At 71.0% G+C, this 16,071-nt stretch carries 12 protein-coding genes; 7 read left to right on the forward strand and 5 right to left on the reverse strand.

Going from position 1 to position 16,071, the window contains the following annotated elements; all coding sequences use genetic code 11:
- The first annotated feature begins 99 nt into the window (after nt 1–99).
- Together EG812_RS29950 and argS are read left to right on the forward strand one after the other, a co-directional pair.
- Nucleotides 100–561 (forward strand): VOC family protein, encoded by a 462-nt coding sequence (locus EG812_RS29950; RefSeq protein WP_126711985.1) that lies wholly within the window; start codon nt 100–102, stop codon nt 559–561.
- 353 nt (nt 562–914) lie between these two features.
- On the forward strand, nt 915–2,636 hold the full coding sequence (gene argS, locus EG812_RS15950) for an arginine--tRNA ligase (protein ID WP_126711986.1): 1,722 nt from the start codon (nt 915–917) through the stop codon (nt 2,634–2,636).
- 73 nt (nt 2,637–2,709) lie between these two features.
- Here argS and EG812_RS15955 read toward each other — a convergent pair whose 3' ends face one another.
- On the reverse strand, nt 2,710–2,961 hold the full coding sequence (locus tag EG812_RS15955) for a hypothetical protein (protein WP_126711987.1): 252 nt from the start codon (nt 2,959–2,961) through the stop codon (nt 2,710–2,712).
- Between the two features lie 165 nt (nt 2,962–3,126).
- Here EG812_RS15955 and EG812_RS15960 point away from each other — a divergent pair, with 165 nt between their 5' ends.
- The 3 genes from EG812_RS15960 to EG812_RS15970 all read left to right on the forward strand — a co-directional run bounded on the left by EG812_RS15960 (nt 3,127) and on the right by EG812_RS15970 (nt 6,490).
- A complete protein-coding gene (locus tag EG812_RS15960) occupies nt 3,127–4,611 on the forward strand; it encodes a glycoside hydrolase family 43 protein (protein WP_199743882.1) in 1,485 nt (494 codons plus the stop codon).
- A gap of 85 nt (nt 4,612–4,696) precedes the next feature.
- A complete protein-coding gene (locus EG812_RS15965; protein ID WP_013733504.1) occupies nt 4,697–4,924 on the forward strand; it encodes a cation:proton antiporter regulatory subunit in 228 nt (75 codons plus the stop codon).
- A gap of 84 nt (nt 4,925–5,008) precedes the next feature.
- A complete protein-coding gene (locus EG812_RS15970; RefSeq protein ID WP_126711988.1) occupies nt 5,009–6,490 on the forward strand; it encodes a cation:proton antiporter domain-containing protein in 1,482 nt (493 codons plus the stop codon).
- Between the two features lie 39 nt (nt 6,491–6,529).
- Here EG812_RS15970 and EG812_RS15975 read toward each other — a convergent pair whose 3' ends face one another.
- The 3 genes from EG812_RS15975 to EG812_RS15985 all read right to left on the reverse strand — a co-directional run bounded on the left by EG812_RS15975 (nt 6,530) and on the right by EG812_RS15985 (nt 12,338).
- Nucleotides 6,530–8,224 (reverse strand): hypothetical protein, encoded by a 1,695-nt coding sequence (locus EG812_RS15975; RefSeq protein ID WP_233579521.1) that lies wholly within the window; start codon nt 8,222–8,224, stop codon nt 6,530–6,532.
- 267 nt (nt 8,225–8,491) lie between these two features.
- Entirely contained in the window at nt 8,492–10,087 is a 1,596-nt protein-coding gene (locus EG812_RS15980; protein WP_126711990.1) for a xylulokinase, read from the reverse strand.
- A 4-nt stretch (nt 10,088–10,091) separates the two neighbouring features.
- Entirely contained in the window at nt 10,092–12,338 is a 2,247-nt protein-coding gene (locus tag EG812_RS15985) for an aminotransferase class III-fold pyridoxal phosphate-dependent enzyme (protein ID WP_126711991.1), read from the reverse strand.
- A 116-nt stretch (nt 12,339–12,454) separates the two neighbouring features.
- On the opposite strand from EG812_RS15985, the gene EG812_RS15990 reads away from it, so the two are divergent.
- Both EG812_RS15990 and EG812_RS15995 read left to right on the forward strand, forming a co-directional pair.
- Nucleotides 12,455–13,618, forward strand: a complete 1,164-nt coding sequence (locus tag EG812_RS15990) for a PucR family transcriptional regulator (protein ID WP_126711992.1) — start codon at nt 12,455–12,457, stop codon at nt 13,616–13,618.
- Between the two features lie 74 nt (nt 13,619–13,692).
- Nucleotides 13,693–14,637 (forward strand): acyltransferase domain-containing protein, encoded by a 945-nt coding sequence (locus tag EG812_RS15995; protein WP_013733510.1) that lies wholly within the window; start codon nt 13,693–13,695, stop codon nt 14,635–14,637.
- Between the two features lie 28 nt (nt 14,638–14,665).
- Here the strand turns inward: EG812_RS15995 and EG812_RS16000 are convergent, their stop codons facing one another.
- Nucleotides 14,666–16,039 (reverse strand): GNAT family N-acetyltransferase, encoded by a 1,374-nt coding sequence (locus tag EG812_RS16000; protein WP_158632517.1) that lies wholly within the window; start codon nt 16,037–16,039, stop codon nt 14,666–14,668.
- Nucleotides 16,040–16,071: the final 32 nt, after the last annotated feature.

Consider the following 16,071-nt stretch of genomic DNA (forward strand, 5'->3'; position numbering starts at 1 on the left):
GGTAGCGTTGCGCACACCGCGCCCGCGCCGCCGGTGGACGCCGAAATCGACGCCCGCTCGGTGACGGGCATCCACCCTCGATGCGTGGGAGATCGAAACGTGAGTTCGTCTGAGCAGCCAGCGTCGCCGGTACGCCAGTTGCGGCTCGTGGTCGAGGCCGACGACTACGAGGCGGCAGTCCGCTTCTACCGCGACGTGCTCGGCCTACCCGAGCAGGCGGCCTACTCCGGTGACGACGACGCCCGGGTGGTGATCCTGGAGGCCGGCCGCGCCACCCTGGAGATCGCCAACCCGGCGCAGAAGCGAATGATCGACGAGGTCGAGGTCGGACAGCAGGTCGCCCCCCGACTGCGCGTGGCGTTCGAGGTCGACGACACCGCCGCCACCACCGACCGCCTGGTCGCCGCCGGCGCCACCCAGGTGGCCCCGCCCACCACCACCCCGTGGCACTCGGTCAACGCCCGCCTGGACGCCCCCGCCAACCTCCACATCACCCTCTTCCAGGAACTGCACACCCCCGAAACCCGCGCCACCCTGGACGGCTTCACCACCAACCCCTGACCCACCCACCCCCTCATCCCTCCTGCGCGCCTTGTTGATCAAGAGGTTCGCGTCTCGGGGTGCGTTCTGGAGACCAAACCTCTTGATCAACAGGACGGGGGTGGGCGGGGTGGGCTGGGGGCGTGCAGGGGAGCGGTGGCGGGGGCGCGTACAGTGCGGGTAGTCGGTGGCGCTTCGTGCGCGACCTTGGCGTCGAGGCGGTGGAGATGGAACTGGTGGTCACCAGCGTCCGCCGCGTGCGCCGGCGACGACGATAGTCGTCGATCTTCCGCGCGTTCTCCGTCGAGCCCGCCGCCGTATTGCGGCCGGCCGTCGTCTTGTGACCCGCAGTCCCAGCCCTCTCGGGAGTACCCGTGACCGTGCCCTCGTTGGCCTCGTCGTTGTCCGACACCGTCTCCGCCGCCGCAACATCCCTCGGATTGGCGGACTTCGTTGCGCAGGTGCGCCGATCGGAGCACGCCGACTTCCAGGCCGACGGGGTGCTGGCGGCGGCCCGGACGCTGCGGCGGCGTCCGCGTGACATCGCCGCGGAGATGGTCGAGGCACTGCGTGCCGACGACCTGGTGGCCGAAGTGGCCGGGCCCGGGTTCGTCAACCTGGACCTGGCCGACCGGACACTGTTGACGCAGCTCGCCGGGCGGCTCGCCGACCCCCGGCTGGGCGTCGGGACGCCGGAGACCGGCATCACCACAGTCGTCGACTACTCGCAGCCGAACATCGCCAAGGAGATGCACGTCGGGCACCTGCGCTCCACCATCATCGGCGACGCGCTGGTGCGCATCCTCGAACACCTCGGCGGCACGGTGGTACGCCGCAACCACATCGGCGACTGGGGCACCCAGTTCGGCATGCTCATCCAGTACCAGAACGAGCAGCCCGTGACGGTCGGCGGCGACGACGCGTCGATGAGCCGGTTGGCTGCGCTGTACCGGCAGGCCCGGGCCCGGTTCGACACCGACCCGCAGTTCGCCGTACGGGCCCGGCAACGGGTGGTGGCATTGCAGGGCGGCGACCCGAACACCGTGGCCGCCTGGCAGGACATCGTCGCCGAGTCCACCCACTACTTCACCGACGTCTACGCCCGGCTCGGCGTACGGCTGACCCCCGCCGACGCGGTCGGCGAGAGCGCGTACAACGATGCCCTGCCCGGCGTCGCCGCGGACCTGGCGGCGCAGGCGGTGGCGGTGCCCAGCGACGGCGCGCTCTGCGTCTTCTTCGACGAGGTACGCGGACCGGACGGCGCGCCGAGCCCGCTGATCGTACGCAAACGTGACGGCGGCTTCGGCTACGCCGCTACCGACCTGGCGGCGCTGCGGCAACGGGTCGCCGAACTGCACGCCGACCGGCTGCTCTACGTGGTCGACGCCCGACAGTCACTGCACTTCACCATGGTCTTCGACACCGCGCGGCGGGCCGGCTGGCTACCGCCGCAGGTGTCCGCCGTGCACGTCGCCTTCGGCACGGTCCTCGGCCCGGACGGACGGCCGTTCAAGACCCGGGCCGGTGACACCGTGCGCCTGGTGGACCTGCTCACCGAGGCTGTCGACCGGGCCCGCGAGGTGGTCGCCGCCAAGAACCCGGAGCTGACCGGCGCGGCCCTGCACGAGCGGGCCCGGCAGGTCGGCATCGGCGCGGTCAAGTACGCCGATCTGGCCACCAGCCGTACCCGCGACTACACCTACGACCCGCAGCGGATGCTGGCGTTGACCGGCAACACCGGCGTCTACCTCCAGTACGCGCACGCCCGGATACGATCCCTGCTGGCCCGGGCCGGCGACCCCGCCATCACGGTGGACCCGACGACGACACTGGAGCCGGCCGAGCGGGCGCTGATCCTCGACCTCGACGGCTTCGCCGACACCCTCACCGAGGTCCTCGCCCACTACGAACCCCACCGTCTCTGCGGCTACCTGTACCGCCTGGCGCAGACCTTCACCACCTTCTACGAACACTGCCCGGTGCTGCGCGCCCCCGACCCGGTCCGGTCCAACCGACTGGCCCTGTGCCACCTCACCGGCGAAACCCTCCACACCGGCCTCGCCCTCCTCGGCATCCCCGCCCCCACCCACCTCTAGCCCTCCCGCCCTCGCCCTGTTGATCGAGATGTTTGCGTCTCCGACATGCCCTTCCGAGACCAGAACTTCTTGATCAACCAGGGAAGGGGTGGGGGAGCCAGGGGGTGAGGGTGTCGGGGGTGGCGATGGAGTGGCGGATCTGGTCGCGTTCAGGGGCGGTCAGCGGCAGTGCGCGGAGTCGGTCGCCCCAGGTGGGCACCAGGTCCACCTTGCCCAGGGCGGTCGACAGTTCGATCAAAGCGGCGAGTGCCAACGCCTGCTCCACGGCGAGGGCCTCGTCGCCGTGCCGGCGCAGTCCGGAGTTGAGCGCGGGACCGCGCGGCAACCGATGCACGTCGATGTCTTGACAGTGCGATGAGGGCCGTAAACACTTGCGAAACAAGCCGATAACAGTGAATCCGGCGCGTTGCCGCTAGCTGTTGTTAACGCTCACAAGCGTGCTCGGCCATGCACTGCCGTCCCTGGAGCCCGCCGGCAAGGAGAGCAACGGATGTCGAGAGTTCTGGGTCGGATGAGCGCGCTGCTCGCCGCCGCCTGCCTGCTGTTGCTGCCCGCCGCGCAGGCACCCCACGCCGGAGCCGCCGCAGCGGGACCGCGCGCCGAGGCTGCGGCGCTGGACCCGTTCACCGGGTACCTGATGGCGCACTTCACCGGGGAGTCCGCCAACGGCGAGCAGATCTACCTGGCCCACAGCTCCGACGGGCTGACCTGGCGCGACCTGAACAACGGCGGGCCGGTGCTGCTCTCCACCCTCGGTACGCGTGGCGTCCGCGACCCCGCGCTGGTCCGCTCGCCCGCCGGTGACCGGTACTGGATCGTCGCCACCGACCTGCGCATCGCCAGCGGCACCTCCTGGAACGACGCCGCCAACCGGGGCAGCACCTCGCTTGTGGTGTGGGAGTCGCGTGACCTGGTGAACTGGTCCACCCCCTGGTTGATCAACGTGGCCGGCGCGATCCCCGGCGCGGGCAACGCCTGGGCGCCGGAGGCCATCTACAACCAGGCGACCGGCGACTACGTCATCTACTGGGCGACGAACTCCCCGCGCAACGGTGTCACCAAGCACCGGATCTGGTACGTGCGTACGACCGACTTCCGCAGCTTCACCGCCCCGCAGCTGTACATCGAGCGTCCGACCGGCGGCCAGGGCATCATCGACACTCAGATCATCGAGGTGCCCAACAGCGTCGGCGGCTACCGCTACTACCGGGCCTCCGCCGACGGGCACATCGCGATCGAGGCCAGCAACTCGATCCTCGGCACCTGGACCAGCCTGGGCAACCTGTCCCACCTGGGCATCTCCAACGGCACCGGCGGCGGCAACGTGGTCGAGGGGCCGATGTGGATGCAGTTCAACGGCCGCAACGAGTGGGCGTTGTACCTCGACCAGTACGCCACCGGCCGCGGATACCTGCCGATCACCTCGACGAACCTGGGCAGCGTCACCAACTTCCGGACCAGGTCCGACTATCACATGGGGGCCAGCCGCAAGCGGCACGGCTCGATTCTCAACCTGACCGCCGCCGAGCAGAGCCGGGTGCTCGCCCGCTGGCCCAGCAACGCCCAGGTGCACCGGATCCAGGCGTACACCCACCAGGACCGCTACGTACGGCACGCCAACTACGACGTACGCATCGATGCCAACGTCAACCCCGCCCAGGACGCCCAGTTCCGGGTGGTGCCGGGCCTGGCCAACAACTCCGGGTACGTGTCGTTCGAGTCGGTCAACTATCCCGGCTACTACCTGCGGCACTACGGCTTCGATTTCGTGCTGGCGGCGAACGACGGCAGTTCGGTATTCGCCGCCGACGCCACCTTCCGGCAGGTCGCCGGGCTGGGCAACGGCGGTTGGTCGTCGTTCCAGTCCTACAACTACCCCGACCGGTACATCCGGCATTACGACTACCAGCTGCGCCTCGATCCGATCACCGATACGCAGGGCCGTAACGACGCCACGTTCCGGTTGATGTCGTGACTTTCGACCACCCCGCCTGAGTCGTGGCGGCCGGTCGGGCTCGTACGATTGCGCAGGAGATCGCGCAGCGGCGGCGGGAGAGGTCATGGGTAAAGGCATCTACGTGCAGGAACTGCCGGGCATCGGTAAACGCTACGACGTCGACCTGGGCAGCAACACCCAACGGATCTCGATCGTCGTACGCCGTGACGGTGCCCGGGACCTGTACGTCTTCGCCGCCGGCGCGGACGATCCGGTGGCGGTGATCGAGATGTCGGAGGAGCAGGCCCGCAAGGTGGGCGCGCTGCTGACCGGCACCTACTTCTCCGACTAGTCGGTCCTGCCGCGGCCCGGGGGTGACCTCGGCGGCCCGCGTCGCCCCGCCCTGCCCATCGAGTCCACCCGGGGAGTCCTCACCGTGCACGCCGACCTCGTGGGCTTCGGTGCCCTTGTGCTGATCGCGGGCCTGCTGGCCCGCTTCGGTCGCCGGATCAACCTGCCCACGGTGCCGTTCTTCATGCTCGCCGGCATCCTGCTCGGCCCGGGCACCCCCGGCCCGGTGCTGGTCGCCCACCCCGAGGACCTGGGCCTGCTCGCCTCGCTGGGTCTGGTCCTGCTGCTGTTCCATCTCGGCGTCGAGTTCCCGGTCGAGCAGGTGATCGGCAGCGGCAAGCGGCTGTTCGTGGCGGCCGGCGCGTACATCGCCCTCAACATCGGCGCCGGGCTGCTCTTCGGGTTCGCGCTCGGCTGGGGCGGCTACGAGGCGTTCGTGATAGCCGGAGCGTTGGGCATCTCCTCCTCGGCCATCGCCACCAAGCTGCTCATCGAGCTACGTCGGCTGGCGAACGCGGAAACCCCGGTCATCCTCGGCATCATCGTGATCGAGGACCTGTTCCTCGCGCTGTACCTGGCGTTGCTGTCGCCGCTGCTGTCCGGGGCCGGGTCGGCGGGGGAGCTGGCGCTGCGCATCGGGCTCAGCTTCGGGTACCTGGTGGTGCTCTTCGCCGTCGCCCGGTACGGCGCCCGGCTGGTCGGCAGGATCATCGACAGTAACGAGGACGAGCTGCTGGCCATCCTGATGGTCGGGCTGGTGGTGCTGGTGGCCGGCATCTCGGCCGAGATCGGTGTCTCCGACGCGATCGGCGCCCTGATGATCGGCCTGGTGGTGTCCCGTACCCCCATCCGGGAACGGGTGGAACGCCTGGTCCTGCCACTGCGCGACGTCTTCGCGGCGGTCTTCTTCGTGGCGTTCGGGCTCAGCATCAACGTCAGCGCGATCGGCTCGGTGGCCCTGCCGGTGCTGCTGGCCGTCCTGCTGACCGTGGTGACAAACGTGCTCGCCGGTCTGATCGCCGGCCGGTTGTTCGGGCTCAACCAGCGTGGCGCGGCCAACGTGGGCCTGACCGTGCTGGGCCGCGGTGAGTTCTCCCTGATCCTGGCCACCCTCGCGCTCGCCGCCGGCCTGGACGCCCGCCTCGGCCCGTTCATCGCCCTGTACGTGCTGGTGCTGGCGGTGACCAGCCCGCTGCTCGCGGCGAACTCGCGCTACCTGGCGCGGATCATTCCCGACCGGTTCCTGCACGGCAACTGGCGGTACGTGCGGGAGGAGACCATGAGCACCGCCTGCACACACCTGGACCGGATCAACATCACCGAATCCGACGCCGAGGCGTGTCCGCAGTGCGTGGAGAGCGGCGACGACTGGGTGCAGTTGCGGATGTGCCTGACCTGCGGCGCGGTGGGCTGTTGCAGCGACTCGGTGAACAGCCACGCCGAGGAGCACTACCGGCAGACCGGCCATCCGCTGATCCGGTCGTTGGAGCCCGGCGAGCACTGGCGCTACTGCTACATCGACGGCGCCCTGGTCCGCGAGCCGATGGGCGCGACCCGGGGGGAGTAGGCCGCGGTCCGCCGGCCCGGCCGCCGCGTCGCGTCCGTCTCAACCGAGGTGGTAGACGAACGCGCCGTCGATCTCCTCCCGGGTGATGCCGAGGCCGTCCAGCGGTCGGGTGGTGACGCCGTCCCAGGGCGTGCCGAAGAGCTGGTCCGGCAGCACGACCACCGACCGGATGCCGACCTGCCGCAGATAGGCGATGCTGTTGGCGTCGGGGAAGGTCATGCTCACCGAGCGGATCTGCTGCTGGTGGGGCGGCACGAAGTTGGCGAAACCGTTGGCGACCCGAGGGAACCCGTCGGTGGACCAGAGCATGACGTGGAATTCGGAGATGCCTTCAGCGGGCAGGACCAGCAACGGTTCGGGGGCTGACCGGATCGCCGTCGGCGCCGGTGGCGCGACCGGGTGCGGGGTGCGGTTGACACCTTCGACCAGGACCAGCAGCAGTGGCAGCACGAGCACGATCCGCCCGACCACCCGCGGCCATCGCATGGTGGGCAGTTGCCGACCGAACTCCGTGATCGCGCCGGCGGCGAGAATGGCGAGCAGCAGGCTCGTCCACACCATGAGCCGCCCGGGGGTTCGCAGCGCGTCCCAGCCGGGCAGCAGACGCGACAACGTCATGTATCCCGGGTCGCCGTCACCGAGGAGGTTGCTGCCCAGCCCGAGCGCACCGCTGACCAGCACACCGAGCCCGAGCAACAGCCGATGCCGGAGGCGGAACACCGAGTAGCTCAGCCCGGCCACCCCCAGCATGATCAACGTGACGCCGGGCAGCAGGGCCATCTCCGGCGGCCAGGTCAACTGCGCCCGTGCGGGCTCGAAGTAGTCACCCCACAGCCAGGAGTCCGCCGGGGCGATGAAGTATCCGCCCAGGGGCGGAGAGAACATCTCCGTCCAGGACAGATCCCGGCGCGCCTGCGGATACAGCTCCACCACCCGCAGGAACGTGGTCCCCAGCCAGATGCACACCGCACCGAAGACGACGCCACCGAACAGGTTGGCCAGCACCACCCGGCGACCCAGGATCCACCGGCCGCTGCGCCACCGGCGCCACCCGATCGCCGCCACCACCACCAGCCCGGCGCCGGCCAGGATGTAGATCAGCGGTAGGCCGATCGCGAGGCCGAGGAGCACCTGCCAGGTGGCGACGAGCCAGCCGGCCACGATCCAGCCGGGGCGGTGCAGCGCCGGCCGGTGCCCCTCCCGCAGCGACCAGCCGTGACCACGAGCCAGCATGGCCAGGCACAACGCGATGCCGCCGGTGGAGAGGATGTTCAGGTGGCCGCTGTGGGCCAGCCGCCACGGCGCGAAGGCCCAGGCGATGCCGGCGACCGCCGCCGCCGTCCGGATGCCACCCAGCTGACGCACCAGGGCGTACGCCCCGACGAAGGCGAGTGCGTGGGCGAAGACGTAGAGCAGGTTGTAGCGGAACACGGCCGCTTCCATGCTGCCGCCGAGCATCCCGACGGGCGCGTACCCGAGCAGGGTGTCGGTGTAGGCGTAGGTGTACGCCTCCGGGAACAACGCATTGGAGTGCCAGAGCGCGAGCGGGTCGGTGATCAGGGCGTGCCCGGCCCAGGCGACCTGCCATGCCTGCAATGTGGGATCCCCGATGTCGCCGGGGATGGTCGTCCACGGATGCTTCAGGGTCGGCCAGGTGAGGACGACGGCCAACAGCAGACCGGCCAGCGACGCCAAGGTCCATTCGTGACGCAGCAGCCGCGACGCCGTCGCCAGGGCACCGGTCGGACCTGCTTCACCGGCACCGGGATCCGGTGTCGATTCCTCCTGTTCAGGGCCCGGTTGCTGGTCGTCGGTGGGAGAGGTGCCGAGGGACTTCCGGCGTGTCGTCTCCACGTACCCTCCTGTCGATGGCCTGCGTCGGCGTCCTAGCCTCGCATCCGCGGCAGACAAACGCCATCATCGATGGATCCCGGAACTTCCGGAATCGGCGTCCCGGCTGTCGGTCCCAATCGATGAGAGGGCCTCTCGGCCCGGTCTGCGTCAGCGGGGACGGTTCAGCCGGCGATACACCGGGGCCAACCGCTGATGCAGATCCCGGTAGACGGCGAAGACCTCGTCGTAGGTGGCCCGGTGCTCCGGCGTCGGGGCGAAGACCCGGTCGGTACGCATCAGGTCGGGAATGTGGGCGAAGTCGAGCCGGCCGGCGCCGACCGCACCGATCCAGCCGGCGCCGCGGGCGTTGACCGCCAGCGGCTGGGCGTCGCGGCGGATCTGCACGCCCAGCACGTCGGCGAAGATCTGGCACCACGAGTCCGACAGCGCCCCACCACCGGTGATGGCCAGCGAGGTGACCGGCGCGCCGAGGAACCGGTCGACCGCCGCGGCCAGCCAGCGGGTGTTGAGAGCCACCCCCTCGAAGACCGCCCGCAGCAGGTCGGAGCGGCTGGTGTCCAGCGAGATGTTGAGGAACCCGGCCCGCAGGTGCGCGTCGTCGACCGGGGCACGTTCGCCGTACAGCCAGGGGGTGTAGAGCACGCCGTTCGCGCCCGGCGGCACCGTCGGAATGATCATGTCGAAGGCGTCGAAGATGGAGCCCTCGTCGCGGCTGACGTGCCCGGCGCCGAGCAGCGGATCGTCGTACTCGACGACCTTGTCGCGCAGCCAGGTGAGGTTGGCCCCGGCGGTGGCCTGCAGCGCGGTCATCAGGTAGCGGTCGCCGATCGCGCAGGGCACTGAGGCGATGCCCGCCACCACATCGGTCTTCTTGCCCGGCACGTGCGCGGCGATCCACGACGAGGTGCCCAGATAGAGGTGCGCCTGGCGGTCGCCGGTGGTGCCGGCCCCGATCGCCGCCGCGGTGGTGTCGATCGCCCCGGCGACCACCTGGACCGACTCGGGCAACCCCAGGTGCGCGGCGGCGGCCGGGGTCAGCGGGCCGAGCACCTCGGTGCAGGCGACGATCGGCGGCAACTTGTCGGCGTCGATGCCGCAGTCGGCGACCAGCGCGGGGGAGTAGCGGATGTCGCCGGGCCGGCGGTTGTCGGTGACCCAGGAGGTGAGGATCGAGTCGACGGTGGCGACCGTCCGTCCGGTGAGCCGCAGGTTGATCCAGTCGAGCACGTTGAGGAAGGCGGCGGTGCGGGCGTACACCTGCGGTTGTTCGTCGCGGACGAACAGCATGTGGGCGGCCGGGTCCTTGCCGGTCGGCGAGGGCATGCCGCCGGTGAGCCGCAGCCACCGCGCGATGCGACGCACCGACATGCCCTGGTACGCCGGGAAGCCGCGGAACTGTCGACGCAGGTGGGGCGCGCCCCGCATGTCCAGCCAGGAGATGCACGGCGTCAGCGGCTCCCCGGCGGCGTCCACGGCGATGGTGCCCTCGCCCTGGGTGGAGGCGCAGACCGTGGCCACCGCCCGCATCTGGTCGGGATGGGCGCGGCCCAGGTCCGCGGCGACCGCGCCGAGCGCCGCCCACCAGGTCGCCGGGTCCTGTTCGGCGCCGCCGCCGGGCAGCACCCGCAGCGACAGGGACCGCTCGGCCCAGCCGGTGACGGTGCCGTCGGCGGCGACCAGGGCGGCCTTCAACGCCGAGGTGCCCAGGTCGATCGCGAGAACCTGGGGTGCGGTGGCGGCCACCGGCTCAGACCCCCTCGACGAGGGCGAAGACCTGATCGAAGCGGGCCAGCGCGTCGTCGATGACGGCGTCGGTGTCGGCCATCGAGGTGTACATCCGGGAACCGGCCAGGGTGATGATGCCGTGCGCGGTGTACGCCGCACCCATCTGCTCCATCAGCCGCTTGCGGGCCTTGTTCTCCTTGAGCAGCTTGACCGGGTTGCGCATGTCCAGCAACATCACGCCGCTGCACTCCAGGTGCACGATCGAACCCTGGTTGTACGCGACGTACGGCAGCCCGTACGAGTCGATCAGCCGTTGCAACCCTCGGGTCAGCCGGTCACCGGCCCGCCCGGCGATCACCGGCGCTCCGGTCCGGGCCATCTCCTCGATGGCGAAGTAGCCGGCCGCGCAGGACAGCGGGTTGGCCGACAGGGTCCCGCCGACCTGGATGTGCGCCCCGCTCCTGCCGTCCAACCCGGAACCGAAGACCGCCATCACGTCGGCCCGCCCGCCGACCCCGCCGGCCATCGGGTAACCACCGGAGACCGCCTTGCCGAGCACGGTCAGATCCGGGGTGACGCCGAAGTAGCCGGCCGCCCCGCCGAGGCCGAGCCGGAACCCGGTGACCACCTCGTCGAAGATCAGCAGCGCGCCGAACTCGTCGCACAACTCGCGGACCTTGGCGTTGAAGTCCCGCGGCGCGGGCCGGGTGCCGGATTCCGGGCCGACCGGCTCGACCACCACCGCCGCCGTGCCGCCGCGCAGCCGGTTCTCGATCAGCTTACGTTTGAGCTGTCCGAGGTCGTGCGGGAACGCCTCCCGGGTGCGGGCGGTGGCGCCGAACGGGATGCCCTTGGCGTTCATCCGGTACGTGCCGGGCACGCGCAGGCCGTAGACCATCGTGTCGGACCAGCCGTGGTACGCCCCACCAACCTTGATCACCATCTTCTTGCCGGTGAAGGCGCGTGCGCCGCGTACCGCCGCCATCACCGCCTCGGTGCCGGAGCCCAGGGAGCGGTACATTTGGATGTGCGGCATGTACCGGTGGATGATCTCGGCGAGTTTGAGTTCGTACTCGTGGAACAGGCCGGTCACCGGGCCGCAGTCGCGGACCACCTCGGCGACCCGTTCGTTGACCGGGCCGTAGTTGCTGCCCAGGATGGTCGGCCCACCGGCCTGGAGGAAGTCGATGTAGGTGTTGCCGTCCCGGTCGACCAGGTACGCCCCCTCGGCCTTCTCGATGGCGAGGGGGAACGGGTAGTTGAAGGCCAGGTTGTGCTGCACCCCGCCGGGGATGCGCCGCTTGGCCCGGTCGGTGATCTCCTTGCTGGCCCGGCACTTGGTGTCGAAGTAGTTCAGCACGTCGAGCAGTGCGTCGTGACGCAGCCCGCGGATCGGCTGTGCGGTCAGCGCCTTGAGCCGACGCATCACGTCCTCGACGTCCGGGTACGCGCTGATCGCGTACCCGAGCGGGGTGGACCCGGCCCCCGGCACCTCGTCCGACCCGACGGCGGCCATGGTTTCCGCGGCGACCGCGTCCGCGCTGGGCAGGGACTCGTCGGCCGGCACCCGCAGCGGCTCGACCGCCTCGGTGATCTGCGCGGCGATGCGCTTCTCGTCGGCCCGCAACTTGCCGAAGGCGATCTCCCGGATCGCCGTCGGGATGGTGTGCACCTTCCCCGCCTCGCTTGTCAACGCCAGCAGGTACGCGATGGAGACCTTCTCCAGCAGCGCCATGTTGAACACCGCCCGGTCCGGGTCGGTGCCCACCGCGACCACCCCGTGGTTGGCGATGATGAACGCGTTGTCCCCGCTGGCCACCTTCTTCTGCACGTTGCGGGCCAGGAACGAGGTGCCCGACGGGGCGTAGTCGATGATGGCCACCTCGCGGCCGAGGAAACGCACCTGCTCGTCGGTGAGCGCCGGGATCGGCTTGCGCAGGAACGCCAGCGCCGAGGCGTACGGCTGGTGGGTGTGCACGATCGCGTTGACGTCCGCGCGTTCCCGGTAGATGTTGGCGTGCATCCCGCACTCGATGGAGGGCTTGAGGTCGACGCCGGAGTCGTCGGGCACGTGCCTGCCGTCGAAGTCGACGATGCAGATGTCCTCCACCCGCATCCGGTCGTAGTCGTAGTTGCTCGGGGTGACCGCGTACAGCCGGTGACCGGGCACCCGCACCGACACGTTGCCCTCGGTGGCCTTGAGGTAGCCACGGGCGAGCATGGTGCGGCACATGTCGACCACATGCTGGCGGGACCGGCGATGCTGCACGGCACTCTCCTCGGTCGGCGGTGGCGTCCATGGTCACCCGGACCGGGTGTCGAGACACCGTCCCGCCGGCAGCGACAATCCCCGGCGTTTTTATCCTGCCGTGACAAAATCGCCGGGTGACCGTGCCCGGGCCCGCGCCTGCCTGGCGACGCCTCTCCGCCGACCTGGCCACCGCCATGCGCCCGCACCTGCCGGTGACGGTCGACGCCGTGGCGGTCGCGGTCACCGAGGCCACGCCGGCCTTCGCCGGGATCGCCGACGACAAGTTCGCCCGGGACGTGCGGCACGCCGTCCAGGTCGCGCTCGACCGTTTCCTCGACCTGGTCGGCACCGACGAACCGGCGCTGCCGGGCACCTTCCGGGAGGTCTTCGTCGCCCTCGGGGCCGCCGAGGCCCGGGAGGAACGCGGACCGGAGGCGCTGCTCGCCGCGCTGCGGATGGCGGGGCGGCAACTGCTGCGTACCGCGTCGCAGTCGCTGGCCCGGCTGCGTCCGGTCGGTACCGAGGAACTGATCGACCTCTCCGACGCGGTCACCGCGTACGTCGACGAACTGGCCGCGGCGAGCACCGACGGGTACGCCCTGCAACTGCGCGAACAGGCCGGCGAGGGCGACCGACGCCGGCAACTCGCCGAACTGCTGCTGCGTGGCGACGGCATGCCCAGCGCGGTCGGCGCGGCGGCGGCCCGGATCGGCTGGCCCGACCTCGACGCCGTGGTGCCGGTGCTGCTGCCGCTCGACCAGGCCCGCGACGTGCGGTTCCGGTACGGCCCGGACGGTCTGGTGGTCGAGCGTGGCCGGGACGCGGTGCTGCTGCTGCGGGCCGGCCCGCGCGCCACCCGGGCCGCGCTGACCGAGGCGCTGGCCGGGCGGTGGGCGGTGGTGGGACCGGGACTGGCCTGGCCCCAGGTGCCGGCGGCGGTCCGGCTCGCCGAGTTGGCCGCCGGGCTGCTCGGGCCCGACCCTGACCCGATCTTCGTCGACGATCACCTGGTCGCGCTGGCGCTGCGCGGCGAGACCGGCGCCCTGGCGGTGCTCACCGCCCGCCGCCTCGCCCCGCTGGCCGACCTGCGTCCCGCGCAGCGGGAGAACCTGCTGTCCACCCTGCACAGCTGGCTGCGGCACTGGGGTTCACGGGCCGAGGTCTCCGCCGAGTTGTTCGTGCACCCGCAGACGGTCAGCTACCGGCTCAAGCGCCTGCGTGAGCTGTACGGCGACCAGTTGGACGACCCGAGCGCCCGATTCGAGCTGATGGTGGTGCTGGCCAGCCGGCTCGGTTGAGATGGCAGATGCCCGGCGGACCGCCGGGCATCTGTCGCCTTCTGCTCCGGACCGCCGGTCGGTAGGGTCGGCCGGTGGACCCTGTCGACACCGCCGCCCGACTCGCAGTGCCCGTCGAGGAGGTCGAGCGGGTGCACCGGCTCGCCGGTGACCGCCCGTCGGCGCCGCTGCCGGCCGCATCCGACGCACCGGCGATCCTCGCCCGGCTCGCAGTCCCGCCCGACGACGCCGCCGAGATCATCGCGGGCTGGCCCGACCCAGGCTCACCACAGTGGACGCCGGAGCTGCGGTGGCTGCTCGACCGCTCGATCGCGCTGGTCCGCGCCGATCTCGGGGGCCACGGCTGGCTGGTGCCCGGTCCGGAGTTGCCCCGTGACCGAGGTCCCGCCTGGCGGCACCTCTACGTGTACGCGTACCTGGCCCTGGTCGACGTCGCCATGGCGTACCACCGCGACCACGGCATCGCCGACGCGGTGTCCTGGACGACCCTCGCCGACCTGGGCCGGAACCTGGCGATCGACCGGCGGATGCGCGGCGAGGGCTGGCCGGTCATGCAGAGCTGGCTGACGCTGCACATTCGCGGCAGCCTGTACGAGCTGGGCCGGTTGCAGCATCACCGCGCCGGCACCACCATCGACCTGCACATCCCGGACTCCGGGCCGTTGAGCCCCGAGGCGATCGACGCGTCGCTGGACCAGGCGCGGGCGTTCTTCCCACGCCACTTCCCCGACGAGCACTACACCGCGTTCGCCTGCGGCTCGTGGCTGCTCGATCCGCAGCTGGCGGAGTACCTGCCCGAGGACTCCAACATCATCCGGTTCCAGCGCCGGTTCGAGCTGGAGCCCTACGAGCAGCCCGACGGGCTGGACGCCGACGTCGAAGTCCTGCGGTTCGTGTTCCGTACCCTGAGCACGCCACTGGACGCACTGCCCCGCCGTACCGTGCTGCAACGCGCGATCATCGACCATTTGGCCGCCGGCCACCACTGGCAGTGGCGGCGCGGCCGATTCCCCCTCTAGCGCACGCCCGGCGGCGACCGACACGCGCCTACGTCGCCGCCAACACCTCGGCGAGCATCCGATGACCCTGGGCCTCGAACGACTCGTCACCCACCTGGTGGGCCCACGCCGCGGTGCCGATCGCCGCGCGGACCAGGGTGCGGTACCACGCGTCCGCCTCGCGCGGATCAGCGCCGTACCCGTCGAGGAAGGCCGCTTCCAGGCGCGGATCGCGACGGAAGTCCTGCACCGCCAGCCGGGCGAAGTCGGTGAGCGCGGGACGCAGCGCCGCCCGGCCGAAGTCGATGATGCTCACGACGCCGTCGTGCACGAGCCAGTTGCGGGGCTGCCAGTCCCCGTGGGTGGGCACGAGGGTCGCCGGCGGGGTCGGCCAGTCGGCGATCTCGGCGCGCAGCCGCGCGACGGTGCTCGCGGCGATCCGGTGCGGCCGGTCGAGCCAGGCCAGTGACCGTTCGTTCTCCCGTCGCTCGTAGTCGTCGTCGACGACGGCGCTCTGGGCGTGCAGCAGCGCCAGCAACTCGCCCGCCTGCCGGTACGTGTCGGACTGATCGGCGTGCCCGGTGCCGAGCACCAGCTCCCCGGGCAGGTAGCGGGTGACGAGGAGCTGGTCCTCCGCGCTGCCGTGCACCAGCATCGGCGCGCGACCCCGGTCGGTCCAGGGCCGCAACCAGGTGCGGTGGGCGTGCAGTTCCCGCTCGATGTGGCGGTCGTCGGCACCACCGGCCTTGACGATGAACCGTGACCCCGCGCAGGACACCTCGATCACGCGCGTCGCCACCAGACCCCAGCTGTGGTCCCGCACGAGGGTCGCGCCCGGAAGCCACCGCCGCAGCAGGGCCCGCTGCCGTGGTGCGAGGGCCTCGTCCCAGCCCGACACCGCTGGCAGCGGCCCGGTGCGATCGGCCCGGGCGGATGCGCCAACGGCGTCCTTCGCCGACTGCACCGCCGTCGGAGGGTGGGCGTACTGCGTGATCCAGAGACCGGGGATGACCTCCACCTCGCCGGTCCGCACGAACCCGAGACCCTCGTACAACCCCCTGGCGGGCCGGTTGTCCCGTCCCGTCGCCACGACGACTCGACGGTGACCGGCCGAGGCGAGAACTGCGCCCACCAACGCCCTGCCGGCGCCTCGCCGATGCGCCGCCGGGTCGACGACGAGCCGGTCGATGTCCACCACCGAGTCGTCCTGCGACCAGCCGATCGCCCCGATCAGCCGGTGCTCCTGGAAGGCGCCGAGCCACCTCAGCGGCGCGGCACGCACCTCGTCGAGCGTCTCGTGCAGCGGCGGGATCCGGTCGTCGCCGATGATCGCCGCCTCCACCGCGTACGCCGCATGCTGCACCGCCAGCAGCGCCCGCGCCAGGGACTCGTCCCCGCTGGGTGCGATCTCCCGGATCTCCATGGGTCGATCTCGCCTTCCCAAATCGGCTTTCG

The organism is Verrucosispora sp. FIM060022 (assembly GCF_003977705.1).
Taxonomy (GTDB): Bacteria; Actinomycetota; Actinomycetes; order Mycobacteriales; family Micromonosporaceae; genus Micromonospora; species Micromonospora gifhornensis.